The 24,373-nt window shown below is 70.4% G+C and carries 21 protein-coding genes; 1 reads left to right on the top strand and 20 read right to left on the bottom strand.

The features are described from left to right. Positions 1 to 18: 18 nt before the first annotated feature. The 16 genes from ACOACQ_RS19705 to folP all read right to left on the bottom strand — a co-directional run bounded on the left by ACOACQ_RS19705 (position 19) and on the right by folP (position 18,748). A complete protein-coding gene (locus ACOACQ_RS19705) occupies positions 19 to 2,586 on the bottom strand; it encodes an ATP-dependent Clp protease ATP-binding subunit (RefSeq protein WP_378600412.1) in 2,568 nt (855 codons plus the stop codon). A gap of 212 nt (positions 2,587 to 2,798) precedes the next feature. After that, entirely contained in the window at positions 2,799 to 3,128 is a 330-nt protein-coding gene (locus ACOACQ_RS19700) for a histone-like nucleoid-structuring protein Lsr2 (RefSeq protein ID WP_378600409.1), read from the bottom strand. Positions 3,129 to 3,219: 91 nt separating this feature from the next. Continuing rightward, complete coding sequence (locus ACOACQ_RS19695; RefSeq protein ID WP_378600407.1) at positions 3,220 to 3,996, bottom strand: type III pantothenate kinase; 777 nt, start codon at positions 3,994 to 3,996, stop codon at positions 3,220 to 3,222. 4 nt (positions 3,997 to 4,000) lie between these two features. Then, positions 4,001 to 4,915 carry a carboxylating nicotinate-nucleotide diphosphorylase gene (nadC, locus tag ACOACQ_RS19690; RefSeq protein ID WP_378600404.1) on the bottom strand — a complete coding sequence of 305 codons (915 nt, stop codon included), beginning with the start codon at positions 4,913 to 4,915 and terminating at the stop codon, positions 4,001 to 4,003. Next, entirely contained in the window at positions 4,912 to 6,645 is a 1,734-nt protein-coding gene (locus tag ACOACQ_RS19685; protein ID WP_378600402.1) for an L-aspartate oxidase, read from the bottom strand. The genes nadC and ACOACQ_RS19685 overlap by 4 nt, the downstream gene beginning before the upstream one ends. Before the next feature lie 28 nt (positions 6,646 to 6,673). Next, on the bottom strand, positions 6,674 to 7,093 hold the full coding sequence (gene panD / locus ACOACQ_RS19680; RefSeq protein WP_378600399.1) for an aspartate 1-decarboxylase: 420 nt from the start codon (positions 7,091 to 7,093) through the stop codon (positions 6,674 to 6,676). A 28-nt stretch (positions 7,094 to 7,121) separates the two neighbouring features. Further along, complete coding sequence (gene panC / locus ACOACQ_RS19675) at positions 7,122 to 8,039, bottom strand: pantoate--beta-alanine ligase (RefSeq protein WP_420289121.1); 918 nt, start codon at positions 8,037 to 8,039, stop codon at positions 7,122 to 7,124. Further along, on the bottom strand, positions 8,036 to 8,968 hold the full coding sequence (locus ACOACQ_RS19670) for a Rossmann-like and DUF2520 domain-containing protein (protein WP_378600394.1): 933 nt from the start codon (positions 8,966 to 8,968) through the stop codon (positions 8,036 to 8,038). Before ACOACQ_RS19670 ends, panC begins: the two co-directional genes overlap by 4 nt. A gap of 171 nt (positions 8,969 to 9,139) precedes the next feature. Continuing rightward, positions 9,140 to 10,507, bottom strand: a complete 1,368-nt coding sequence (locus ACOACQ_RS19665; protein WP_420289120.1) for a polysaccharide pyruvyl transferase family protein — start codon at positions 10,505 to 10,507, stop codon at positions 9,140 to 9,142. A 32-nt stretch (positions 10,508 to 10,539) separates the two neighbouring features. Then, positions 10,540 to 11,955 (bottom strand): SDR family NAD(P)-dependent oxidoreductase, encoded by a 1,416-nt coding sequence (locus ACOACQ_RS19660; RefSeq protein WP_420289119.1) that lies wholly within the window; start codon positions 11,953 to 11,955, stop codon positions 10,540 to 10,542. Positions 11,956 to 12,011: 56 nt separating this feature from the next. Continuing rightward, complete coding sequence (locus ACOACQ_RS19655) at positions 12,012 to 15,599, bottom strand: CDP-glycerol glycerophosphotransferase family protein (RefSeq protein ID WP_420289118.1); 3,588 nt, start codon at positions 15,597 to 15,599, stop codon at positions 12,012 to 12,014. Positions 15,600 to 15,711: 112 nt separating this feature from the next. Next, positions 15,712 to 16,302, bottom strand: a complete 591-nt coding sequence (locus ACOACQ_RS19650; protein WP_378600380.1) for a hypothetical protein — start codon at positions 16,300 to 16,302, stop codon at positions 15,712 to 15,714. Between the two features lie 106 nt (positions 16,303 to 16,408). Beyond that, the gene (locus ACOACQ_RS19645; RefSeq protein ID WP_420289117.1) at positions 16,409 to 16,885 is read right to left on the bottom strand and encodes a DUF3180 domain-containing protein; all 477 of its coding nucleotides are present in this window, start codon (positions 16,883 to 16,885) and stop codon (positions 16,409 to 16,411) included. Between the two features lie 8 nt (positions 16,886 to 16,893). Further along, the gene (folK, locus tag ACOACQ_RS19640) at positions 16,894 to 17,463 is read right to left on the bottom strand and encodes a 2-amino-4-hydroxy-6-hydroxymethyldihydropteridine diphosphokinase (protein ID WP_378600375.1); all 570 of its coding nucleotides are present in this window, start codon (positions 17,461 to 17,463) and stop codon (positions 16,894 to 16,896) included. Next, positions 17,460 to 17,879 (bottom strand): dihydroneopterin aldolase, encoded by a 420-nt coding sequence (gene folB, locus ACOACQ_RS19635; RefSeq protein ID WP_378600372.1) that lies wholly within the window; start codon positions 17,877 to 17,879, stop codon positions 17,460 to 17,462. The genes folK and folB overlap by 4 nt, the downstream gene beginning before the upstream one ends. Then, complete coding sequence (folP, locus tag ACOACQ_RS19630; RefSeq protein WP_420289116.1) at positions 17,876 to 18,748, bottom strand: dihydropteroate synthase; 873 nt, start codon at positions 18,746 to 18,748, stop codon at positions 17,876 to 17,878. Before folP ends, folB begins: the two co-directional genes overlap by 4 nt. 50 nt (positions 18,749 to 18,798) lie before the next feature. Between folP and ACOACQ_RS19625 the strand changes: the two genes are divergently transcribed. Then, positions 18,799 to 19,389: an acyltransferase gene (locus tag ACOACQ_RS19625; protein WP_420289115.1), complete on the top strand. Its 591-nt coding sequence runs from the start codon at positions 18,799 to 18,801 to the stop codon at positions 19,387 to 19,389. On the opposite strand, the gene ACOACQ_RS19620 is transcribed toward ACOACQ_RS19625, so the two are convergent. Genes ACOACQ_RS19620 through ACOACQ_RS19605 form a run of 4 tightly spaced genes read right to left on the bottom strand, consistent with a single transcriptional unit; the run spans position 19,376 to position 24,362 of the window. Next, positions 19,376 to 20,665 carry a nucleotide sugar dehydrogenase gene (locus tag ACOACQ_RS19620; protein WP_420289114.1) on the bottom strand — a complete coding sequence of 430 codons (1,290 nt, stop codon included), beginning with the start codon at positions 20,663 to 20,665 and terminating at the stop codon, positions 19,376 to 19,378. The genes ACOACQ_RS19625 and ACOACQ_RS19620 overlap by 14 nt on opposite strands. A gap of 14 nt (positions 20,666 to 20,679) precedes the next feature. Then, positions 20,680 to 22,272, bottom strand: a complete 1,593-nt coding sequence (locus ACOACQ_RS19615; protein ID WP_420289113.1) for a glycosyltransferase family 2 protein — start codon at positions 22,270 to 22,272, stop codon at positions 20,680 to 20,682. Positions 22,273 to 22,287: 15 nt separating this feature from the next. Continuing rightward, positions 22,288 to 23,271 (bottom strand): Gfo/Idh/MocA family protein, encoded by a 984-nt coding sequence (locus ACOACQ_RS19610; protein ID WP_420289112.1) that lies wholly within the window; start codon positions 23,269 to 23,271, stop codon positions 22,288 to 22,290. Beyond that, positions 23,268 to 24,362, bottom strand: coding sequence for a DegT/DnrJ/EryC1/StrS family aminotransferase (locus tag ACOACQ_RS19605; protein WP_420289111.1), 1,095 nt, complete (start codon positions 24,360 to 24,362; stop codon positions 23,268 to 23,270). The genes ACOACQ_RS19610 and ACOACQ_RS19605 overlap by 4 nt, the downstream gene beginning before the upstream one ends. Between the last annotated feature and the right edge of the window lie 11 nt (positions 24,363 to 24,373).

The raw sequence follows: 24,373 nt of genomic DNA, 5'->3' as shown, positions 1-24,373 counted from the left end.
GGGTCGGACGGTGCCTGCTTATTCGTTGCTGGCGAGCGGGTCCGAGTCGCCGGACAGCTCAGCGACATCACCTGAGGGCTCGGAGACCGTCTCCAGCGGCGGCATGTCCGGGACGCTGTTGACCTTCTGGCCCTCGAAGGTGAACGACGCGTCCGGCCCTTCGCCGTCGACGCCCACGAGCACGATCTGGCCGGGGCCGACCTCGCCGAAGAGCATCTTCTCGGCGAGGGTGTCCTCGATCTCGCGCTGGATCGTGCGACGCAATGGCCGCGCACCCAGCACCGGGTCGAAGCCCCGCGAGGCGAGCAGGTTCTTCGCTGCCTGGGTCAGCTCGAGCTGCATGTCGCGGTCCTTGAGCCGGAGCTCGACCGACGCGATCATGTTGTCGACCATCGCGACGATCTGCTCCTGCGACAGCGGCGGGAACACGATGATCTCGTCGACACGGTTGAGGAACTCGGGCCGGAAGTGCTGCTTGAGCTCGTCCTGCACCTTGTTCTTCATCCGCTCGTAGGAGCCCGCGGCGTCGTTGCCCTGCTGGAAGCCGAGGTTGACGGACTTGTTGATGTCCTTCGTGCCCAGGTTCGTGGTCATGATGATGACGGTGTTCTTGAAGTCCACGACCCGGCCCTGGGAGTCGGTCAGGCGACCTTCCTCCAGGATCTGCAACAGCGAGTTGAAGATGTCGGGGTGGGCCTTCTCGACCTCGTCGAAGAGGACCACGGAGAACGGCTTGCGGCGCACCTTCTCGGTGAGCTGACCGCCCTCTTCGTAGCCGACGTAGCCCGGAGGCGAGCCGAAGAGGCGCGAGACGGTGTGCTTCTCGCTGAACTCCGACATGTCGAGCTGGATCAGCGCGTCCTCGTCGCCGAAGAGGAACTCGGCGAGCGTCTTGGACAACCAGGTCTTACCGACACCGGACGGGCCGGCGAAGATGAACGAACCACCAGGGCGCTTGGGGTCCTTCAACCCGGCGCGCGTACGACGGATGGCGCGGCTCAGTGCGCGCACGGCCTCTTCCTGGCCGATGACCCGCTTGTGGAGCTCCTCCTCCATCTTGAGCAGTCGCGAGGACTCCTCCTCGGAGAGCTTGATGATCGGAATGCCGGTCGCGACCGCCAGCACCTCGGCGATCAGCTCCTCGTCGACCTCCGCGACCTCGTCCATGTCACCGGAGCGCCACTGCTTCTCGCGGTCCGACTTGGCAAGGATCAGCTGCTTCTCCTCGTCGCGCAGGCGCGCGGCGGCTTCGAAGTCCTGACCATCGATGGCCGCTTCCTTGCGCTGACGAACGTCGTTGATCTTGTCGTCGTACTCACGCAGGTCGGCGGGCGCCGTCATCCGGCGGATCCGCAGGCGCGAGCCGGCCTCGTCGATCAGGTCGATCGCCTTGTCCGGCAGGAACCGGTCGGAGATGTAGCGGTCGGCCAGGGTCGCGGCCGAGACGAGCGCCAGGTCGGTGATGGTCACCCGGTGGTGCGCTTCGTAGCGGTCCCGGATGCCCTTGAGCATCTCGATCGTGTCCGCGACGGAGGGCTCGGGAACCTGGATCGGCTGGAAACGGCGCTCCAGCGCGGCGTCCTTCTCGAGGTACTTGCGGTACTCGTCGAGGGTGGTCGCACCGATGGTCTGCAGCTCGCCGCGGGCCAGCATCGGCTTGAGGATGCTCGCCGCGTCGATCGCGCCCTCGGCCGCACCGGCACCGACGAGGGTGTGGATCTCGTCGATGAACAGCACGATGTCGCCGCGCGTGCGGATCTCCTTGAGGACCTTCTTCAACCGCTCCTCGAAGTCACCGCGGTAGCGGGAACCGGCAACCAGGGCGCCGAGGTCGAGCGTGTAGATCTGCTTGTCCTTCAGCGTCTCCGGCACATTGCCCTTGACGATGTCCTGGGCGAGACCCTCCACGATCGAGGTCTTGCCGACACCGGGCTCACCGATGAGGACCGGGTTGTTCTTGGTACGACGCGACAGCACCTGCATGACCCGCTCGATCTGCGGCGCGCGGCCGATGATCGGGTCGAGCTTGCCCTCGCGGGCGTCCTGCGTCAGGTTGCGGCCGAACTGGTCGAGGACCAGCGACGACGACGGGGTCTCGCCACCGCTCGTGCTGCCGGACGCGGAAGCGGACGCACCGCTCTCCTTGCCCTGGAAGCCGGACAGCAGCTGGATGACCTGCTGGCGCACCCGGTTGAGGTCGGCGCCGAGCTTCTGGAGGACCTGGGCGGCCACGCCCTCGCCCTCGCGGATCAGGCCGAGCAGGATGTGCTCGGTCCCGATGTAGGAGTGGCCGAGCTGCAGCGCCTCGCGCAGGGACAGCTCGAGCACCTTCTTGGCACGAGGCGTGAAGGGAATGTGTCCCGACGGCGCCTGCTGGCCCTGGCCGATGATCTCCTCAACCTGGGCGCGGACCGCCTCCAGCGAGATGTCGAGGGACTCCAGCGCCTTCGCGGCGACTCCCTCACCCTCGTGGATCAGGCCGAGCAGGATGTGCTCGGTCCCGATGTAGTTGTGGGAGAGCATGCGAGCCTCTTCCTGGGCCAACACGACCACACGGCGGGCTCGGTCAGTAAACCGCTCGAACATCAGCACGCTCCTCACGTCACAGGGAAGTTCTGGAGATACAACCCTTCGAACAGCCTACGCGTTCCATGTACGGGTTCATTTCCAGTCCGCTGACAGCGAACAGGGACGTGCAGGAATCCCCGCTGAAGCGGGGAAACTGGCGCTCCTTGGCCGTTGCAACAGTCAAGGAGCGCAGGAATACCCGCATAAGCGGGTACTCCTGCACCACATGCTCAGCTCGCGGAGTCGAACGCCTCACGTACGTCGGCGGGGATCCGGCCGCGCTCGGGGACGGCGAAGCCGTTGGAACGGGCCCATTCGCGGATCTCCTTGGCGGAAGCACCGCCGTCGGCGGAGGTCGCGGCACGGGCACCGCGGCGGGCGGCGCGGCCGACCTTGCGTCCGTGGCCGACGTAGGTCGCCAGCGACTCGCGCAGCGCATCGGCGTTCTTGTCGTTGAGATCGATCTCGTAGCTGGTGCCGTCGAGGCCGAAGACCACTGTCTGGCTCGCCTCGGTGCCGTCGATGTCGTCCACCAGTGTGATGCTGACCTTCTGGGCCATCGGATAATCTCCTTTTCGTCGCAATATCGGAATCAACTCGACGTACGAGTCGCATTGCCACGATCAAAGCACACGGCCGCGAATATCTGAATCAGCGTTGATTGCGCAGAAACACCTTTTCCAGTCCGCGCAGGGTCAACCACGGGGAATGGTCGGTGAAACAGCGGCATTCCTCGAGAACAAGTGGAGCCAGGTGTCCGGTGGCAATCACCGCGACGTCCTCGGTCACGCATCCCAGCGCGGCAATCAGGCGTTCGACCATGCCCTCCACCTGGCTGGCGACGCCGAAGACCATCCCTGACTGGAGTGCCTCGACGGTGTTCTTGCCGATGACGCCGCGCGGTCGCACGAGTTCGACCATCCGCAATTGCGCGCCACCGCGGCTCAAGGCGTCGAGGGAGATCTCGATTCCGGGCGTGATCGCACCGCCGACGTACCGGCCCTGCGCATCGACGACATCGAAAGTCGTGGCCGTCCCACCGAAGTCGACGACGATCGCGGGCCCCGAATAATCGGCCGCTGCGGAAAGGGCATTGATGATCCGGTCGGTGCCGACTTCACGGGGATTGTCGACCATGATCGGAACTCCGGTGCGAATACCGGGTTCGACAATCACCTGCGCGACATCGGCGAAATGGACCGCGAGCATCTCGCGCCACGCATTGAGCCCGGCGGGAACGGTCGAGCACACGACAATCCCGGTGACGTCCTGCTCGAGGTCACCGAGGAGGCCGCGCAGCAGCACCGACCACTCGTCAGCAGTACGCCGCTCGTCGGTCGACACCCGCCAGTCGGCAACGACGTCGCCGTCCTCGAGCAACCCGAGGACGGTGTGGGCGTTGCCGATGTCGGCGGCGAGCAGCGGCATGGGACTACGTCGTCCGGAAGTCCAGGCCGAGGTCGAAGACGTTGACCGAGTGGGTCAGCGCACCGACCGAGATGAAGTCGACTCCGGTCTCGGCGACCTCGCGGGCGCGCTCGAGCGTGAGTCCACCCGACGCCTCGAGGGTTGCGTTGCCCCCGGCCGCCTGGTTGATCCGGACGGCCTCGGCCATGTCCGCGGTGCTCATGTTGTCGAGCAGCACCTCGGTGCAACCGGCGGCGAGCACGTCGCGCAGCTCGTCGAGGTCCATCACCTCGACCTCGACGCGGAGGCCGGGGTTCGCGGCGACGACGGCCCGGTAGGCGGCCACGACACCACCCGCAGCGACGGCGTGGTTGTCCTTGACCATCGCCCGGTCGACGAGGCTGAACCGGTGGTTGACGCCGCCGCCACACGCGACGGCGTACTTCTGCAGGGCGCGCCAGCCGGGCAGTGTCTTGCGGGTGTCGAGCACCCGCGCGCTGGTGCCGGCCAGGGCGTCGACCCACGCGGCCGTCGCCGTGGCGACGCCGGACAGGTGCGACGCGAAGTTGAGGGCGGTGCGCTCGGCGGTCAGGACGCCCTGGACGGGACCCGCCACCGTGAGGACGACGTCGCCGGGCTGGACGCGCGTGCCGTCGGCCACGCGCCCGCTCAGCTCCACCGTGTCGCCGAGGGCGTAGAGGAACGAGAGCTCGGCGATCGCGAGGCCGGCGACGACACCCGGCTCGCGCGCCACGAAGTCAGCCACGGCGCGGCCCATGTCGGGCATCGCGGCGCTGGTGACGTCGTCGGCGCCACCGGGCAGGTCCTCCTCGAACGCCAGCGCGATGTGGTCGTAGACCGCCTTCGGGTCGAGCCCGGCCGCGGCGATCTCCTCGACGAGCGACGCCGGCAGGGCGTCGTACGGCGTCCGGGCGATCACGCCGCACCTCCACCGACGACGGCGCCATTCACGGTGCCGTCGGTCGCAGGCGAGGCCACGAACGCAACCGTGGTCACGCCGTCGCTCATCCGTACGTCGAAGTGGCCGGCCCAGTGGGCGTCGTCGCGATCGGGGAAGTCCTCACGCCAGTGCGAACCGCGGGTCTCCTCGCGCAGCGCGGCGGCATCGGTGAGGGCGGCGCTGATGGTGACCAGGTTGGTCGCCTCCCACGCGTCCTGCCCCACGACGTCGGCGGTGTGGCCGGCGAGCTTGTCGAGCACCGCACCGGCCTCGGCCAGGCCGGGCGCGGTCCGCAGGACGCCGACCCTGGAGGACATCGCCTCCTGCAGCTCCCGGCGCACGTCGCCGGCAACGAGGCCCGCCGTACGGCCGTCCTCGGACGGCTCGCGCCACGGGGCGATCTCGCCGGGCAGCACGTCGGCGATGCGCCGCGAGAAGACGAGTCCCTCGAGCAGCGAGTTCGACGCGAGCCGGTTGGCGCCGTGCACGCCCGAGCAGGCGACCTCGCCGGTGGCGTAGAGCCCGGGCAGGTCGGTACGGCCGTGGAGGTCGGTGCGGACGCCGCCGGAGGCGTAGTGGCAGGCAGGCGCAACGGGAATCAGCGCGGTGACCGGGTCGACCCCGTGCGAGCGGGCCGTGGCGAGGATGGTCGGGAAGCGCTTCTCCCAGAACTCCGCGCCGAGGTGCCGGGCGTCGAGCCACATGTGGGGCCGGCCCGTCTCGATCATCCGCTTCATGATCGCCTTGGCGACCACGTCGCGCGGAGCGAGGTCGGCGAGCTCGTGCACGCCCTGCATGAAGCGGGTGCCACCCTCTTCCGGCGGGCCGTCGACGAGGAACGCGCCCTCGCCGCGAACCGCCTCGGAGATGAGCGGCTGCTGGCCGCGCGAGTCGGGTCCGAGGTACATCACGGTCGGGTGGAACTGGACGAACTCCAGGTCGCGCAGCGTCGCGCCGGCGCGCAGTGCCAGCGCCATGCCGTCGCCGGTCGCGACCGACGGGTTCGTGGTCTGCGAGAACACCTGGCCGAGACCGCCGCTGGCCAGCACGACCGCGCGGCAGTCGACGGCACCGACGCCGTCGCGCTCACCCTCACCGATGACGTGCAGGGTCAGGCCCGCGACGCCGGTGACGCCGCGCTCGTCCTCGCCGAGCAGCAGGTCGACGGCCAGCGCGTGCTGGATGACCTCGATGTCGGGGGCTGCCTCGATGGCCGCGATCAGCGCGCGCTGGATCTCAGCACCCGTGGCGTCTCCGCCGGCGTGCGCGATCCGGTCGCGGTGGTGCCCGCCCTCGCGGGTGAGCGAGAGCTCGCCGTCGTCGGTTTGGTCGAAGTTGGTGCCGAGCGCGATCAGCTCGCGGACCGCCTCGGGGCCCTCGTTGACCAGCACCCGGACGGCGTCCAGGTCGCAGGCGCCCGCGCCGGCGACGAGGGTGTCGACCTCGTGCTCCTCGGGGGTGTCGCCCGGACCGAGCGCCGCGGCGATGCCGCCCTGGGCCCACTGGGTCGAGCCGGCCGCCAGGACGTCCTTGGTGACGACGAGGATCTTGTCGACCTGCCCACGCAGGCGCAGCGCAGCCGTGAGCCCGGCGATGCCGGAGCCGACGATGACGACGTCGGCGCGGGTGGTCCAGCCGGGCCCGGGCGCGTCCAGTCGTCCCGGAAGGCGTCGTACGGCCGTCGGACTGGGGGCCACGTGGTCAGACATTCCTGCAGGCTACTGATCCGGAGCCGGGTCAGCGCGCCGCGGTGACGTCGCCGCGCTCGAGGCTCGGGTCGCCGAAGGTCTCGGCCGGGTCGAAACCGGTGGCCATGATCTTGTTGTCGGCGTCGACGAAGACCACGCTCGGCTTGAACTCCTTGGCCTCCTCGGTCGACATCTGGCCGTAGCCGATGAGGATGACCAGGTCGCCAGGGTGCACGAGGCGGGCGGCGGCACCGTTGATGCCGATGACGCCGGTGCCCCGCTCGCCGGCGATCGTGTAGGTCTCGAGGCGGGCGCCGTTGTCGATGTCGACGATGTGCACGAGCTCGCCCGCCAGCAGGTCGGCCGCGTCGAGCAGGTCCTCGTCGACGGTGACCGAGCCGACGTAGTGCAGGTCGGCCTGCGTCACGGTCGCGCGGTGGATCTTGCTCTTCATCATGGTGCGCAGCATGGGGTTCCCCCTCAGGAGTTTGAACTGCTCAGAACTGCAGGGTCATGTTGTCGATGAGCCGGGTCGTGCCGACCCTGGCTGCAACGAGGATCCGGCCTTCGGTGCCGGCTTCCGGGAAGTCGGGCAGCTCGCCCAGACCGGTGTCGGTGAGCGCGAGGTAGTCGAGCTCCACGCCCGGCTCCTCCTTGATGACGCTCATGGCTGCCCAACGGGCCGCCGGGACGCCGTACGGCGCCCGTTCCTGGGCCGCACGCAGGGCACGGCTCAACGTGGCAGCGTGCTGGCGCTGTCCGTCGTCGAGGTACCGGTTGCGGCTGGACCGGGCGAGCCCGTCGGGCTCCCGATCCGTGGGGGCACCGACGATCTCGATGCCGAGGCAGAGGTCGGAGACCATCCGCCGGATCAGGGTCAGCTGCTGGTAGTCCTTCTCGCCGAAGACGGCGACGTCGGGACGGACCAGGCCGAAGAGCTTGGCAACCACGGTGAGGACACCGCGGAAGTGTCCGGGGCGGCTGGCGCCTTCGAGGATGTCGGCGAGCGGGCCGGGCTGGACGGTGACCGCCTGCGACGGCACGCCGTCGTGCGGGACGCCGTCGGGGTACATCTCGGCGATGACCGGCGCGAAGACGACGTCGACGCCTTCGGCCGCCGCCATCTCGAGGTCGGTGTCGAAGGTGCGCGGATAGCGGTCGAGATCCTCGCCGGCTCCGAATTGCAGCGGGTTGACGAAGATCGAGACCACGACGACGCCATCGCTGCCAGCGCGCTCGCGGGCCGCGCGCATCAGCGTCGCGTGGCCCTCGTGCAGCGCGCCCATGGTGGGCACCAGCACGACCGGCCCGGTGCCGTTGGTCGAGGAGGTCGCGCTGCGACCGTCTCGAGACCAGAGCAGGCCGGCAAGGTCTGCCCGGCTGCGTGCGACAGCCGGCGTGGTGGTTGCGGTCATGCCTGGTCGGCTCCCGCGTCGCCGGAGGTACGGGTGAAGCCGCCACTGAAGCCGCGGTCGCCGTACGCACCGAGCACGTCGGCCATCTTCTGCGCACGGATCGGGATCAGGCGACCGTCGGTGACAGCGCGGTCGAGCGTGGCCCAGGCCATCGCGACGTACGACGGCAGGGTGTCGGGTGCGTTGCGCGAGATGTCGGCCAAGTGGGCCGCGACGGTCTGCACGTCGCCGCGGACGATCGGCCCCGTGAGGGCGGCGTCTCCGTGGGCGAGGGCGTTGTCGAGGGCGGCGTCGAGCAGCGGGCGCAGGGTGCCGGACGGGTCGTCCACCCCGGCGGCGGCGAGCATGCTCATCGCCTCGCTCACGAGGGTGACGAGGTGGTTGGCGCCGTGGGCGAGGCCCGCGTGGTAGAGCGTGCGCATCTCCTCGGGCACCCAGGTGGGGCGTCCGCCGAGGTCGGCGACGAGGCCCTCGGCGACCTCGCGCTCCGCCGGTCCGGCGGTGAGGCCGAAGACGCAGCCGTGGAGGCGCTCGATGTCGACGACGGTGCCGGTGAAGGTCATCGCCGGGTGGAGCGCGATCACGTGCGCGCCGACCTCGGCGGCCGGGTCGAGCACGGCCAGGCCGTGGCGACCGGAGGTGTGGGCGACGTACTGCCCGGCCCGGAGGGCACCGCTCGCGGCGAGGACCTGCACCACGTTGGGGAGCATGTCGTCGGGGACGGTGAGCAGCAGCAGGTCGGCGTCGCGCGCGACATCGCTCGGCTTGCGCAGCGGGACACCGGGCAACAGCTCGGCGGCGCGGCGGCGAGAAGCGTCGGACTCGCCGGCAGCGGACACGACATGGTGACCGGCGGCGTGCAGACCCGCAGCGAGGACGGCGCCGACGCGGCCAGCACCGATCACGCCCACGCGGAACTTGTGGGACATCTGAGAACCTTTCGTTCCCGTCCCTCCGACCACTCCTCCCTGGTGGGGGGAGCCGGGGTGGGTACCGGACGTTGTGCTCACGTTTTCCTGCGCCCCGGGGTTCCGGGACGAGACAACGGTACGCCGGTTGCGCCACCCGCGGAACGGGGTGCCCCCGTGGCCCCTGTCACATCAGCCGCGGGCCCTGCGCTGCCCGGCACGGGCGATCAGCCTGGCCGCGCGGCGCGTGGGCGATGCGCCCCCGGCCGGCGACAGGCGGTCGAGCAGCTCCTGGCTGAGGCGACCCTGGTCCTGGCGCCGTGCCTCCCGGGCCTGTTCACGCAGCCACGCGACGTGCTCGCGGGTGGCCTCCAGGTCCGAGAGCTGCGAGGGCTCGATCCCGTCCGGGAAGTCGATGCCCGCCATCTGCTCGTTGAAGGCAACGCCCCCGTCACCGTGGGCGAACGTGTTCGCCAGTCCGTGCTTGTCGAGGTACGCGGCGAACCGGTCGTAGCGCTCGCGGTGACCCCGCACCATCGGCGCCCAGTCCGCCTCCTCCACGAGGGTGACCGGGTCGACGTCCTCGGGCAGCGAGCGCAGCAACCGGTGCGGGATCTCGAAGTAGCGGCACAGCTCGAGGGTGCGGGCGTCGCCACAGAGCACCACTGCGGGGGTGCCGGCGAGCAGGGCGGCGATGCTCCCGTGGATCCGGGCACCGATGGAGACGTCGAAGCCCCGCAGGTCGTCGATCCACGTCGCCGGGTCGACGTACACCCGTGCCTTGCCCTCCTGGAACATCGGATGCTCCGGATGGGTCGGCATCAGCTTCACTGCCCCCGACGGGCTCGCGATGTCGCGCCAGCGCAGCTGCGCGGCCTCCGCGGTGTTCTGCCCGATGAACGTCGCCTGGGGGAACTGCTCGTGGATCCGCGCGATGATGCGGTCCAGGCCCAGGCTCCGTACGGCGGAGTGGGCGCCGTTGACGGCGATCCGCGAGGCCTCCGTCAGCTCCCCGACGGGCCTCATGGTCGGCAGGACGGGACCCTCGAAGAACATCGACGGGCAGCCGATCACCTCGACGTCGCGGAATCCCAGGCCCGCCAGGTAGTCGGCGGTGAACTCGCCGCGCACGCCGATCGTGGGGCCGTGGTCGAGGACGGCCGAGACGAAGTCGCGCACCGAGTCCTCCAGCGGACCGAGGGCGGCCAGATCCCCTTCGGCATTGGCCTGTGCACCGACGCCGAGGACGACGACGGGAACCTTCACCTGACGGATGACGCGCGTCAGCCGCTGCAGCGCCGGCGCGAAGCTGGGCCGGAAGGCGTTGGCGAGGGGTACGACGAAGGCGTCGTACTCGCTGTTGATCTTCTCGACGAGCCCGCGGTAGACGACGAGGCCGTTGGAGACCACCTGGGTGTCCGGCGTCGAGAGGATCTTGTGGGCGGCGTTGCTGAAGATCAGGTTGCCTGCGTTGGTCCCGAGGACGTCGCGTTCGATCGACTCCTCGACGCTGACCACGTCGAACGGGTCCTTCCCCGACCGCAGGAGAATTCGCTTCACACCGTGAACGCTAGCGGGCATGCGTGGGTGGCTCAGTCGCCGAGGCTGAACGGGTCGTCCTTGCGGACGTCGTACACGTGGCCCGACTGGTCGGAGATCAGTACGTCGACCGACGTGTGCGCCACGACCTGGGAATCGAGCAGCGTCCCGGGCGCCTCGTCACCGAACGCCTTGGTCCGCATCGGGGTGCCGGTGCGCTCCGGGTTGATGCAGTTGACCCGCACTCCCGCGTCGGCCCACTCGTCGGCGAGCGCCTGGGTGAGGTTGACCGTCGCCGCCTTCGCCGAGGAGTAGAGGCTGTAGCCGCTGCGACCGCGGGTGTAGGAGCTCGACGTGAAGAGCAGCAGCGCGCCGCGCGAGGCGGCCAGGTGCGGGAAGAACTCCTGGGCGATGAAGATCGGGCCGAGGTAGTTGATCTCGGTCGCGGCGTAGACCGTCTCCTCGCTGGTCTCCAGGAGCTCACCGCGCGGCAGGACGCCTGCGGTGTTGACGACGAAGTCGATCGAGCCCGTCGCGGCGATCGCCTGCTTCGCAGCAGCGGCCACGTCGGCGCGTCGGCCCACATCGGTGTTGGTGGTGGACCGGCTGAACGTCAGCACCGTGGCGCCGTACGACGACGCGAGGGCTGCGATGTCCGCGCCGATGCCGTAGCTGCCGCCGAAGACCACCATCGTCTTGCCGGCAAGCGCCGTCCGGTAGCCCTCGTCCGTCCGGGCGCGGGGCAGGTCGATGCCGGTCAGCTGGAAGAGCTTGTCGGCGATGAACACGTCGATCGGCTCGGTGACCTTCATGTTCCGGTCGTCGCCGTGCACCACGATGATCGGCTCGTCCGGGAGGTAGCGCAGCACCACGCTGCAGTCGTCGGTGGCCGTGAACTCCGGGTCGGCAGCGGCGATCTCGTAGGCCTTCGCGAGGACGTAGAGGCGGAAGGCCTGCGGCGTCTGCCCCCGGCGCAATGACGCACGCGGCGGGATGCTCCGGATCGTGTCGTCCTCGGCAACCTCGATGATCGTGTCCGCCGACGGGATCGCGACATCGACGGCGGGGTACGTCTCGAGGGCGGCGAAGCACTCGCCGATGATCCGCGGCGTGACCAGCGGGCGCACCGCGTCGTGCAACAGGATCCGCACGTCGGCACCCGCGGCGCTCGCCTGCAGGTGGTTGATCGCGAGCTGCGTCGTGGCGTTGCGGGTGTCGCCGCCCTCGAGGATCGCGGTGACCTTCGGGTACGCGCCGGCGCGGGTGATCTCGCGGACCGCGTCGGTGTGGCCGGGGGCCATCATCACGACCAGCTCGTCGACGTCGGGGTGGTCGTGCAGCGCGACCAGGGTGTGCTCGAGCAGCGTCTTGCCCGCGACCTTGATCAGCTGCTTCGGGATGTCGAGGCCCACCCGGCTTCCCACGCCACCGGCGAGGAGGACGGCCACGTTCTTCGCGGGGTTCGACATGGAGAACAGGTTAGTGGCCCTCCGCTCAACCCCCGAAGTCGTCGCCCGAGGGGTCGTCAGCCGAAGAACGCCTCGACCACCCGGCGGGCGGACTGGCCGTCCTGGAGGTGGTTGTACTTCTCGTGGAACCGGGCCAGCTCGGGCGCACACCTGCGCTCGAGGCCTGCGAAGTCCCGCAGCAGCTTCACGGCCTCGTCGGCGGTGTCGACCAGGGGGCCGGGCGCGGAGTCGCGGTAGTCGTAGAGGAAGCCCCGGACGCCGCCGACGTACGAGTCGAGGTCGGGGACCAGGAAGATCATCGGGCGCTGGGTCAGGGCGAAGTCGAAGCGCAGCGAGGAGTAGTCGAGCACCGCAGCGTCCGACGCCAGGATCAGGTGGTTGATCTCGGGATAGTCGGTCACGTCGAGGAAGCGTGCGGCGCCGTCGCCCGTGGTGGTGGCCGTCGAGTGGAACCGGTGACCGCGCATCAGCAGGACGTAGTCCGGCCCGAGCGCACGGCTGGCTGCTTCCAGGTCGAGGTGGTGCACCATCTCGGCGCTGCGCCAGTTGGTGGCCAGGTCGTCGCGCCAGGTCGGTGCGTAGAGGACGGCCTTCTGCTCGGGACGGATCCCGAGCCGGAGCCGGGTCGCCTCCCGCAGCGCCGTGGCGTCTGCCGACACGAGGACGTCGTCGCGCGGGTAGCCGTGGCTGAAGATCGGCCCGTCGTAGGCGTACTCGCGGCGGTAGTGCTCGTCCATCGACGGCTCGGGCGTGAGGATCAGGTCCCACTCCCCCGACGTGCGCGCGAGCTCGAGGTCGATCCGCTTCTGGGTGAAGTTCTTGCCCCGCCACATCCGCAGGCCCATCGACTTGGACGGGTAGCCGTGGAAGGTCTGCAGCATCTTCTGTCCCGGCTTGCGGGCGAACCACCGCTCCGGGTCGATGTTGAGGCAGAGGTACTCGACGCTGCCGAGGACGCGGTACCACTCACGCGTGTTCAGGGTGACCGGGATGCCGCCCTCGGGGACCCACGACGCAGCATCGGCAACGCCCCAGTAGATCGTCAGCCCGGGGTGCGTACGACGCAGCTCCTCGTGGATGGCCAACTGGCTGTCGGTGGCCGACGCACCGACGTACGACTGGAGATAGACGGCGTCCCGCTCGAGCGGGAAGTCCGTGGTGGCGTACCAGTCCTGGAGCACCTGCTGGGCGTACGGCCCGCGCTCGTCGTCCGCCATCGAACGGTGCAGCTCGATGTTGCAGTCGCGGCCGAAGCGCATCAGGCGCGACGTGTAGGACGGACCGACGGTGTACTGGTGCAGCTTGTCGATGGCCGACTCACCGAGCGGGGCGATCGACGACTGGCCGCCGGTGACGACGGTGACGGGATAGATGCCCAGCGGCACCGGTGCCTCGCGCAGGCCCCAGGGATCGCCGACGAGGCGGAAGCCCACGCGCACCTCACCGGAGGGGGCCTCGGGGTCGATCGTTCCGCGGACGGTGGCCTTCTGCCCCACCAGTTCGATGCGTACGTCGGCGGGCGGAACGGCTGCGAGCCAGCGGCCGGTCACGGTGACGTCGAGGTCGTCGACCACCACGTCGTCGACGACCAGCACGCCGGCAGCCTCGAGGAGCTCGGCGTGGCCGTGGGCGTTGCGGCTGAAGACGACCCCGCCACCTCCGACGCCCAGCCACTGCTCGTGGACGGCGGGCCACCCGATGGGGTGCTCCGTGCCGTCGGCGCCCAGGGCGGCCAGCGACCAGTGCTTCTGGCCGGTCCAGGCGGGAGGCAGGTCGAGCCGGAAGGTGGTGGACCCGTCGTCGGCCACGACGGTCACGGCGCGGGCCTGCAGCGCACCCGCGGCCGCGCGGACCGCGACGAGGGAGAGACCGGCGTCGTCCAGGGAGCCGCTGACGGTGCGGCCGGTGACCTCGACCGACCGCAACCGTGGGCCGGTGTCCGGGAGGACCCGGAGGCCGGCGAGGGAGGCGCGCGGACTGAAGCCGATCAGGGCGCCTGCGGCGGGCCGGGGCGCCAGGTGGTCCTCGCCGACGAATCCGGCCGAGCCCTGCGCATCGACGCGGGCGACCGGCCCGGACCGGGTCACGCCGTCGACGGTGAGGGTGACGTCGAGTCGCCAGGTGCGCCCTGCCGACGGCAGTCCTGCCGTTCGGGAGGCGGCGACCAGATCGGGCACCGCGACGGTGGCGAGGAAGGCGCCCCAAGAACCGTCCTGGCACCGGCGGGACATCAGTTCCCACCCCTCGTTGGCCCGCAGGTCGCGGACCTGGCGCAGCGCGAGCTCGATCCGCTCACCCGAGTCCTGGTCGACCAGGGCGCACGTCACGTCGGGGAGAGCGGACATCGAGACGAAGTCGATGGCGGCGAAGACGCTCAGCTCGACGGCCTCGGCCCCGACCCAGCGCACGTCGCGCAGCACCGCCGAGAGTCGCGTCTCGTCAGGCGACATCTCGAACAGCTCGGCCGGGATGGCGAGGTCCTCGTCGTCGTGGAACGGCAGCTCGGCGAAGACCTTGCCGTCGCGGACCACGGTCGTTCGGCTGCCACCGGTGAACAAGCGCGCCGCGGCGTACGACGCCAGCTGTTCGCGATGGTCGTGCTGCAACAGCCAGATCTTGATGCGCGACTCCGCCGACAGACGCGCCCAGACCGTCTCGTCGGCCGACTCCAGCAGCATGCTGACGTGGTCCCGCAGGGTCTGCCACTGCCGGTCGTCGGCACGTTCGACGTCGGCCAGGAGCGGCTGCACGGCCGCGTCCAGGAGGCCCCACAACCACCAGTCGCGGGCATCGGGCAGCTCCAGCGCGGTCACCGCCTGCCAGGTCCGCGTGTGCTCGTGGATCCACGCGTCGAGACCCGAGAGGACGTCGGGAACCGAGCCCACCCCGACGCCGTCCTTGCGGCCGGTCGGGACGTAGGTCGCCTGCTTGAGCAGGTCGAAGGTCGACGCGTGGCGCAGCAGGCCGAGGGCGACATCGGCGCCGCTGGGCTGGGCATCGGCGAACCGGAGACCGGCCGTGCGCCAGAGGTCCGCGGTGAACAGCTTGTTGCCGACCCCGAGGTCCGTGACCGCCACGGGCGACGCAGCCAGGGTGGTGCGGGAGACGTCCACGTGGTGTGCGGCGGCGTACGGCGCGTCCAGGACCCAGCCGACGGTGTCCGGCTCCTTCATCTGGCCGACCACGAGCGGCGAACCGGACGCCTCGTGCGCCGTCACCAGCCGGGCGATGGCGGTCAGCAGGAAGTCGTCGCCGCCACTGGCGACGACCACGAGCCCGCCCCGGGCCGACGCGATGCCGGCGTTGCGCGCAGCCGCGAGGCTCCGCTGGGCCTTGCCGCGGATCCGGATCCGCCAGTCGGCGACGGCATGGCCCCGGGCGAGGTCCAGCACCTTGTCATGGCGGCCATAGGGCACCACGACGATGTCGAGGTTGCGGTGGGTCTGGGACCGCAGGGTGTCCAGGCAGGGGCCGATCCGGGTGGTCTCGTCGTCGCTGAGCGGGAGGACCACGGAGACCAGTGGACCGGAGAAACCCATCCGGAAACGACGCGTCGCCCGACCGACGGGGCCGCGCATCCGTCCGGGCCCCGACTTCGCGAGCCGGATCAGGGACTGCCGGGCTCGCGCGCGGTCGTAGGCCAAGAGTGGATCCTTCAGGTACGGCGGACGGTCGACTTACGGGTTGTCGTGAATCCTAACGATCCGATCGACCCACCCGCGGGTCGGCTGCGCCCCGGCCCCGTGAGCCGTGGCGTCAGACCGCCTTGCGAGCGCTCCCGCGGGTCCGCGACTCCATCAGCTGCCACTCGGCCTGCAGGACGTCGAGTTCGGCCTCGAGCTCGGCAACGCGCACGATGGCCTGGCCGGCGCGCTCCTCGGCGTCGGTGAGCCGCTCGCCGAGGCGCTCGGCGACCCGCTGGGCCTCCGCGGCCTGGTCGTGGGCGTCGGCCAGCTCCTGGCGGGCGTCGGCCAGCTCCGAGGCCGCGTCGCCGAGGCGCTTCTCGAGCCGCGAGATGGTGGCGTCACGCTTGGCGAGCTTGCCGGTCATGTCGGCCGCGAACTCGACGTTCTCGGCCGTACGGACCTCGGTCAGGTCGGCGTAGGCGCGGGCCTGGCCGGCGCGGTCGCGCGCAGCATCGTGACGGGTGGCGATCAGTTCGGTGTGGGCGATCTTGAGAGCGGCCGCGCCGAGGACCACGGAGCCCGCAGCAGCGACGGTGACCAGCAACCACGAACCGGTCACGGCGGTACCCGCAACGGCCAGCGCCGCGAGCGTGAGGAGAGCGACGGCCACCAGGAGACGAGTGGACCGCTGACGACGACGGTTGCCGGCGGGGGAAGTCATGTCCGAACGGTAAGCCTCCGGGACCGGATGAGACGGACGACACGCTTGACACAACTGTCACAACAGTCACACGGGTTGCAACGGAGTCGACCGCTGGCAGGTGCGGTCAGCGTGGTTCGGGGTCGTCCTCGCGGACCCGGCAGGCCCGCTCGAGCAGGAGGGCCGCCACCATTGCAGCCACCGCGCAACCGGTCGCGATCAGCGACCTCACCAGTCGGTCGTCAGCGAGCTCGGCCGGATCGCCGATCCAGCTGATCGCGTAACCGAGGTAGCCGCCGCCCACCAGCGCGCCCACCAGGGCGCTGGCCCTGGCCAGCACCAGCCGGTTGACCGCCTTGTGTGCCTCGAGCCGCTCGCGTCGTACCTGGACGGCCCGGTGGGTCGCCCAGGCGACGTAGCCGAGGATCGCCGCCAGCAGGAGCAGGGCCAGTGGCTGCGGTGCCGTCACGAGAGGCGGTACGACGCCCAGGCGCTCACAGAGCGGATGGACCGCCCAGCCGCCGACCAGGCCCACCAGCGCCCAGCCCAGCAGGCTGATCAGCGCGGTGGGCCGCAGGTTGCCGCTGTCGGGGTCCTGGTCCACGCCCTAGGTCACTCGAACTCGAGGACCAGGTCAGCACGCTGCTTCAGGCCGCTCGTGTCCACCTTGGCGAGCAGCTCCGAGACCGGGCCCAGGCCCGGGAACTCGGCGTCGGACTCGAGGTCGCTCCACGGCTGCAGCACGAAGGCGCGCTCGTGTGCCTGCGGGTGCGGCAGGCGGAGGGCATCGGTCTCGCTGCGGCGGTCGCCGACGGCGATCAGGTCGACGTCGAGGGTCCGCGGGGCGTTCTTGACGTCGCTGCGCATCCGGTCGTAGGCGTCCTCGATGGCGAGCGCGCGGTCCAGCAGGCGGTGTGCCGACAGCGTGGTGTCGATCAGGACCACGGCGTTGAGGAAGGTCGCCGAGTCCGGCGGGCAGTCGACCGGTTCGCTCTCGTAGACCGGCGAGACGCCGGTGACCCAGACGTTGGGGGTGTCGGCGAGCGCGTCGACTGCACCTTGCAGGTTCGCGAACCGTTCACCGAGATTCGAGCCGAGGCCGATCACCACCCGACGAATGGGTCGCATCTCCCCCGTCAGGGTGTCTGCATCGATGATGTTCGGGTTGGGGGTCTCGGTCATGCTGGGCCCTCTGCCTTTCCGGTTCGGTCTCCCGCTGCAGGCGTCTCGCGACGACGGGTGACGGTGAGCTGTACGTCGGCGAACGTCGCCTGGATCGGCGCATCCGGCTTGTGCACGGTCACACGCGCCCATTCAACACGACGGTCCAACAGACACACATCGGCAATCCGCTGCACGAGGGTCTCGATCAGGTCGACCGGGTCCCTCGTCACTTCCGCTACTACCTGGTCCACGAGGCTTCCGTAGTCCACGGTGTCGCGCAAGTCGTCCGATGCGGCCGCTGGTCGGGTGTCGACGCCGAGAACGAGGTCGAACTTGAAGACCTGCCCGTCTCGCCGCTCGTGGTCGAAGACGCCGTGATGTGCGAAGCACTCGATGCCGAGGATGCTCAGTTCATCCAGAGGACCATCCGTCACGCGCGTTCCTTCCCGGTCGCTGCCCGATCAGCGTTCTGAGTGCCCCACTGTGCCGCAACGGCAAGGGCGTCGCGGTGGGCGCGCACATCGTGGACCCGCAGGCACCAGACCGGGGTCCCGGCCACGCCGGCGGCGAGCAGGGCGGACAGCGCGACCCCTGCCGCCTCGCGCTCGGCCACCGGCCGCGGCTCGCCGTCGGGGTCCTCGAGGAGCCGTCCCAGGAACGTCTTGCGGCTCGCGCCGACCAGCAGCGGGAACCCGAGACCGGCCAGCACGTCCAGTCGGCGCAACAGCTCCCAGTTGTGGTGGCCCAGCTTCGCGAACCCCAGGCCGGGGTCGAGCACGATCCGGTCGTCGGCGATGCCCGCGGCGCGCAGGGCCGCCACCCGGTCAGCCAGCTCGGCACGCACCGCTTCGACGACGCCACCCTCGTAGTCGGCGAGCTGCTGCATGCGGTCGCTGTGGGCACGCCAGTGCATCGCGACGTAGGTGACGCCCGTGCGGGCGACCACGTCGAGGATCGCGGGGTCGGCCAGGCCGCCGGAGACGTCGTTGACGATCCCGGCACCCGCCTCGACGGCCCGCGCCGCGACCTCGGACCGCATCGTGTCGACCGACACCACGGCCCCCTGCGCGGCGAGTGCCTCGATGACGGGTACGACGCGGTCGAGCTCGTCGGCGAGCAGGGGTCGGGTGGCACCCGGCCGGGTCGACTCGCCTCCCACGTCGAGGATGTCCGCGCCATCGGCCAGCAGCTGCAGCCCGTGCGCGATCGCACGCTGCGGGTCGTCGTACCGACCACCGTCGGAGAAGGAGTCGGGCGTGACGTTGACGACGCCCATCACCAACGGTGCCGCAGCCGCGCTCATGGGGAGGAGGCTAACGGTCGGCAGACCGCGTGCATCAGTACGGTGGGAGCGTGAATGCAACCGTCAAGGACACCGCGCAGGTCGCGGACTCGGCCCGGCTGGGCGATGGCACCACCGTCTGGGAGCTGGCCCAGATTCGCGAGGACGCGACGCTCGGCGAGAGCTGCGTGATCGGACGCGGCGCCTACGTCGGCACCGGCGTCACCATGGGCGATCGCTGCAAGCTGCAGAACTACGCACTCGTCTACGAGCCCGCAACGCTCGGCGACGGGGTCTTCATCGGTCCGGCCGCCGTACTGACCAACGACCAGTACCCCCGCTCGGTCTCCCCGGACGGCGACCTGAAGCGCGCCCACGACTGGGAAGCGGTCGGTGTCGAGATCGGCGACGGCGCCTCCATCGGCGCGCGCGCCGTGTGCGTCGCACCCCTCAAGGTCGGCGCCTGGGCACTGGTCGCCGCCGGTGCCGTCGTCACGCGCGACGTCCCCGACTTCGCCCTGGTGGCCGGCGTCCCCGCCCGCCGTATCGGCTGGGTCGGCCGGGCGGGCGTTCGCCTGACCGAGTCAGCGCCGGGCGAGTGGACCTGCCCCGAGACCAGTGACGTCTACGACGAGAAGGACGGCGTCCTCAGCCGCCGATGACGACCCGGCGGACGCCCTCGACGTTCCACGCGGCGGCGTCCGTCGCACGGCGACCGTCCACGAGGACGGTGACGCCGGGCAGGTCGGCCGGGGTGAGCGCCTTGTACTCCGGGTGGTCGGCCTGCACGATCGCGGCGCTGACCGGCTCGCCCCGGTGGGCGGGCAGGCCGAGCGCCTCGAGCTCGGCGTCGGTGTACATCGGGTCGGACACGAACGGCACCGCACCGCGGGCCTTCAGGCCCTCGACGAGCGGGAAGACGCCGGAGAACGCCGTCTCCTTCACCGCGCCGCGGTAGGCCGCACCGAGCACCAGCACCGGCAGGCCGGTGAGGTCGCCGTGCGCAGCCGCCAGCAGGTCGAGGGCGTACGACGGCATGCCGGCGTTCGCCTCGCGAGCGGCCGTCACGACCGTGGCCGCGGGGTCGTTCCACAGGTAGAGCCGCGGGTAGATCGGGATGCAGTGCCCACCCACGGCGATGCCGGGGCGGTGGATGTGGCTGTAGGGCTGCGAGTTGGACGCGTCGATCACCTTGAGCACGTCGACGTCGATCTGGTCGGCGTACCGGGCGAACTGGTTGGCCAGTCCGATGTTCACGTCGCGGTAGGTCGTCTCGGCGAGCTTCGCGAACTCCGAGGCCTCCGACGATCCGAGGTCCCACACGCCGTTGGGCTCGGGCAGGTCGGGACGGTCGTCGAAGTCGAGGACGGCGCGGTAGAAGTCCATGGCCGCGTCGGCCGAGGCCTGGTTGATGCCGCCGATGAGCTTGGGGTACTTGCGGAGGTCCTCGAACACCCGGCCGGTGAGCACGCGCTCGGGGCTGAACACCAGGTGGAAGTCCTCGCCGGCCTTGAGCCCGGAGAGCTCCTCGAGCTTGGGGCCGAAGCGGTTGCGGGTGGTGCCGATGGGCAGCGTCGTCTCGTAGCTGACCAGGGTGCCCGGCTTCAGGCCACGGCCCACGGCCTCGGTCGCCGCGTCCATCCACGCCCAACTCGGCGTGCCGTCCGCCGCCACGAACAGGGGTACGACGATGACGACTGCCTGCGCTGCGGCGACCGCGGCGGTGGTGTCGGTGGTGGCCGACAGCAGTCCGGCGTCGACGGCCTCGCGGAGCTTCTCGGCGAGGTGGGCCTCGCCGGGGAACGGCTCCTCGCCGCGATTCACCAGGTCGACTGCATTCTGGTCGACGTCGGCACCGACGACGCGGTGCCCCTTGCTGGCGAACTGCACTGCCAGGGGGAGCCCGATCTTGCCGAGCGCGACCACACAGATGTCCACGTTTCCTGCTCTCCTCATTTGCTTCCGAGCCGACCGAGTTCGCGGCGCAGCCGTCCGGCTGCCCGGCGGGCGAGTGTCCGTGGAACGGCCACGTCGACCAGGACCCGATCCCCGGTCGATGATGTCACCCTGACGGCGACCTTTCGCGATCGGGTGGCCACCTCGGAGACAGCGCTCACGGGCACCCGGATGGGCCGGTCGATGATCCGGTCGTCGGTCTCGATCCGGAGCCGGAGTCCGGCACGGCTGCCGCCCTGTTCGATGAACGGCATCAGGTCGAGCTCCGCCCGGACGGCTCCGTCGGCGTCGATGGTCACCGGGCCGCTGGCCAGCACCCGCGGCGCCTCGGCCGGCGGGAGGTCGAGGGCCGGGTGCGGTTCGCCGGCGCCGTCCAGGGGGCCGAGCGTCACGTGCGCGTGCTTCGCCGACGTCGGGTCGAGCGTGGTCGTCGAGCCGGTCACGACGATCGTGTGGCCGTCGAGGCGAACCGTTGCGTCCGTCTCGATGCTCTGGGTCCACGGCGTGATCGCGCCCTGCGGGATCGCGAACAGGTCGTCGGGGAGCCCGTCGCGGAAACCGGGCAGCATCCGGAACGCTCCCGCGGCATCGACCAGCAGCGTCCCGGTGGGCGGCGCCTCGTCCGAGGCCGCGCGCACCGCGGCCAGGTCGCCCGCCATCACGTGGTGCCAGCGAATCCGCCGCGGCACGATGAGGCGGCGCCGGACTCCCTCGGTCAGGTAGCGCTCCGCGAGCACCGCCAGGGCGGCGACGAGGCCGGCCCCGTCCTCGTCGGAGAGCAGGGGCAGGTCGCGGGTGAGGAGCTTGTCGAACTCCCACGAGAAGTGCCGCACGAGCAGCGCATCCCGGTCGTCACCCGGCGGCTCGATCTCGCAGAGGTGCTCGACGACGGCCGTCAGGTCGGCCAGCCGGGTCGGCCAGTCGATCTTGTAGCTGATGTTGCTGTCATCGCTGCGCTTGACGGCGAAGTACGCCGTCGGCCGGCCCAGCACGCCGATCCGCCGCGCAGCGCGCATCGCCGCGAGGGTGAAGGGCTGGTCGCTGCCGACGCGCAGGTCCAGGGGATAGCGCAGCCCGTGCTCGACGACGAGGTCGCGCCGATACAGCTTCGTGTTCGACAGTGAGTACGGGAGCAACGTGCCGGGGTAGGCGAGGTCCGGGTGCTCGCTCCGGAACAGCCGCTGGTCGACGTTGCGGCCGTTGACTCCCTCGGAGACCGGCACCACGACATCTGCCTGCCACTCATCGGCACGCTGGACCAGGCGCTCCAGCGCATCGAGCGCGAGGTAGTCGTCGGAGCCGAGGAAGAACAGGTACCGGCCCGTCGCGTGCTCGAGACCGACGTTGCACGGTCCGGCCGGGCCGCCCGAGTTGTCCTGGTGGAACACCCGGACGACCTCGGGGTACGACGCCGCGTACTTCTCGAGCAATTCTCCGCTGCCGTCCGTCGACCCGTCGTCGACTGCCACGACCTCGAGCCGCTCGTGGCCGATGGTCTGGCCGATCAGGGAGTCCAGGCAGGCGCTCAGGTAGTCGACGGTGTTGTAGACCGGGATGATGACGGTGACATCGACGACGGGCGTGTGCATCTGCCTGTGTCCGGCCTAGAGCCGGACGACTCCGCCGTCCGTCGACGACGCGAGGATGCCGGCGGCGACCTCGACGGTCCGCATGCCCTGGGCGAGCGTCACGATGTCGGCGTCCTTGCCGAGCACGGCGTCACGGAACTGCTCGTGCTCGCGCAGCAGCGGTTCCCGCTTCGGGATCGCGAACCGGGTGACGTCACCCTCGACGACGCCCCGGAAGGCGCTGACGGCTTCCCACTCGGTCGGGACGGCACCGTTGGCGTAGAACGTCAGGTCGGCGGTCAGGGTGTCGGCGACGAACGCGCCGCGCTCACCGGTGACCACCGTGGACCGCTCCTTGAGCGGGCTCAGCCAGTTGACGAGGTGGTTGACCACGGCGCCACCGTCGAGCTCGCCGACGACCACGATCAGGTCCTCGTGCTCGCGACCGCTGCGGCGGGCAGCCCGCGCGGACACCGAGACGTAGTTCTGTCCGGTGACCCACGCGGTGAGGTCGATGTCATGGGTCGCGAGGTCCTTGACCACACCGACATCGGCGATCCGGCCGGGGAACGGGCCCTGTCGGCGGGTGACGACCTGGTAGATCTCGCCGAGGTCCCCGGCTGCGAGGCGGGTACGCAGGCTCTGCAGGGCGGGGTTGTAGCGCTCGATGTGGCCGACACCGCCGACCAGGCCCTTCTCCGCGAAGGCGTCGACGAGGCGCTTGGCCCCGTCGACCGACGGCGCGAGCGGCTTCTCGATCAGGGCGTGGATGCCGGCCGCCGCGAGCTTGAGCCCGATCTCCTCGTGGGTGCCGGTCGGAGCCGCCACCACGACGTAGTCGGGCTTCAGCGCGATCAGGGCGTCGACGTCGGGGACGATCGGCGCTCCGTGCGAGACGCGCTGGTCGGTGACGACCGCGTCGGCGGCACCGACGAACTCGACGTCGTCGAGGATCGACAGGATGCGTGCGTGGTTGCGCCCCATGGCGCCCAGGCCCACCAGACCGGCCTTCAGCGTCATGCGTTGACCGCCACGACGATGCGGTCGAGCTCTTCGGCGGTGAGGGTCGGGAACACCGGCAGCGACAGCGCTTCCAGCGCGGCCTTCTCGGTCTCCGGGAGCTCCCAGCGCGGGTCGGGCACGCCGGCCTCGGTGAGGAACGGCTTCAGGCGGTGCACCGGCGTCGGGTAGTACGTCGCGCTGCCGATGCCCTGCTCGGTGAGCCGTGCCTGCAGCGCGTCGCGCTCGGCCGAACGGACGGTGTACTGGTGGTACGAGTGGAGGTAGCCCTCGGGCACGACGGGCGTGGCCGCCGCGGTGATCCCGGCGGTCAGGGTCGCGGCGTTGGCCCGACGCTGGTCCGTCCAGCCCGCGAGGCGGCGGAGCTGGTTGCGGCCCACGGCTGCGGCGACGTCGGTCATCCGGGTGTTGGTGCCGACGACCTCGTTGGCGTAGCGCTGCTCCATGCCCTGGTTGCGCAGCAGGCGCAGCTGGCGGGCGAGCTCGGCGTCGGCCGTGGTGATCATGCCGCCCTCGAGGGAGTGCATGTTCTTGGTCGGGTAGAAGCTGAAGCAGCCGGCGACGCCGAGCGAGCCGACCGGGCGACCGTCGATCGCCGCGAGGTGGGCCTGCGCGGCGTCCTCGACGACGGCCAGGTTGTGGCGCTCCGCGATCGCGTTGAGGGCCGTCATGTCAGCAGGCAGGCCGTAGAGGTGGACCGGCATGATCGCGACGGTCCTCGGGCCCACGAGCGCCTCGACGGCGGCCGGGTCGATGTTGAACGTGTCGGGCTGGATGTCCGCGAAGACCGGGGTCGCACCGACGAGCCGGATCGCGTTGGCCGTCGCGGCGAACGTGAACGACGGGCAGATCACCTCGTCGCCCGGGCCGAAGCCGAGGGCGAGCAGCGTGAGGTGCAGTGCCGACGTACCGCTGTTGACGGCGACGCAGTGGCGCCCGTCGACGACGGCAGAAAACTCCTCCTCGAACGCCTTCACCTGCGGGCCCTGGACCACCATGCCGGAGCGCATGACGTCGACAACGGCCTGGATGTCGGACTCGTCGATCACCGGCCGGGCGGCCGGGATGTTCTGAATCGCGGAGTCGGTCATTCTTGTCCTCT

Source organism: Nocardioides sp. CPCC 206347 (assembly GCF_048654605.1).
Taxonomy (GTDB): domain Bacteria; phylum Actinomycetota; class Actinomycetes; order Propionibacteriales; family Nocardioidaceae; genus Nocardioides.
Note: the sequence above shows the minus strand (reverse complement) of the source record. Positions and strands in the feature narration are given on the sequence as shown.

What these genes read in the sequence shown, in the direction of transcription:
- ACOACQ_RS19705 (WP_378600412.1), bottom strand. Translation starts at nt 2,586, where the DNA reads ATGTTCGAGCGGTTTACTGACCGAGCCCGCCGTGTGGTCGTGTTGGCC.
- ACOACQ_RS19700 (WP_378600409.1), bottom strand. Translation starts at nt 3,128, where the DNA reads ATGGCCCAGAAGGTCAGCATCACACTGGTGGACGACATCGACGGCACC.
- ACOACQ_RS19695 (WP_378600407.1), bottom strand. Translation starts at nt 3,996, where the DNA reads ATGCCGCTGCTCGCCGCCGACATCGGCAACGCCCACACCGTCCTCGGG.
- ACOACQ_RS19685 (WP_378600402.1), bottom strand. Translation starts at nt 6,645, where the DNA reads ATGTCTGACCACGTGGCCCCCAGTCCGACGGCCGTACGACGCCTTCCG.
- panD (WP_378600399.1), bottom strand. Translation starts at nt 7,093, where the DNA reads ATGCTGCGCACCATGATGAAGAGCAAGATCCACCGCGCGACCGTGACG.
- panC (WP_420289121.1), bottom strand. Translation starts at nt 8,039, where the DNA reads ATGACCGCAACCACCACGCCGGCTGTCGCACGCAGCCGGGCAGACCTT.
- ACOACQ_RS19670 (WP_378600394.1), bottom strand. Translation starts at nt 8,968, where the DNA reads ATGTCCCACAAGTTCCGCGTGGGCGTGATCGGTGCTGGCCGCGTCGGC.
- ACOACQ_RS19660 (WP_420289119.1), bottom strand. Translation starts at nt 11,955, where the DNA reads ATGTCGAACCCCGCGAAGAACGTGGCCGTCCTCCTCGCCGGTGGCGTG.
- ACOACQ_RS19650 (WP_378600380.1), bottom strand. Translation starts at nt 16,302, where the DNA reads ATGACTTCCCCCGCCGGCAACCGTCGTCGTCAGCGGTCCACTCGTCTC.
- folK (WP_378600375.1), bottom strand. Translation starts at nt 17,463, where the DNA reads ATGACCGAGACCCCCAACCCGAACATCATCGATGCAGACACCCTGACG.
- folP (WP_420289116.1), bottom strand. Translation starts at nt 18,748, where the DNA reads ATGAGCGCGGCTGCGGCACCGTTGGTGATGGGCGTCGTCAACGTCACG.
- ACOACQ_RS19615 (WP_420289113.1), bottom strand. Translation starts at nt 22,272, where the DNA reads ATGCACACGCCCGTCGTCGATGTCACCGTCATCATCCCGGTCTACAAC.
- ACOACQ_RS19610 (WP_420289112.1), bottom strand. Translation starts at nt 23,271, where the DNA reads ATGACGCTGAAGGCCGGTCTGGTGGGCCTGGGCGCCATGGGGCGCAAC.
- ACOACQ_RS19605 (WP_420289111.1), bottom strand. Translation starts at nt 24,362, where the DNA reads ATGACCGACTCCGCGATTCAGAACATCCCGGCCGCCCGGCCGGTGATC.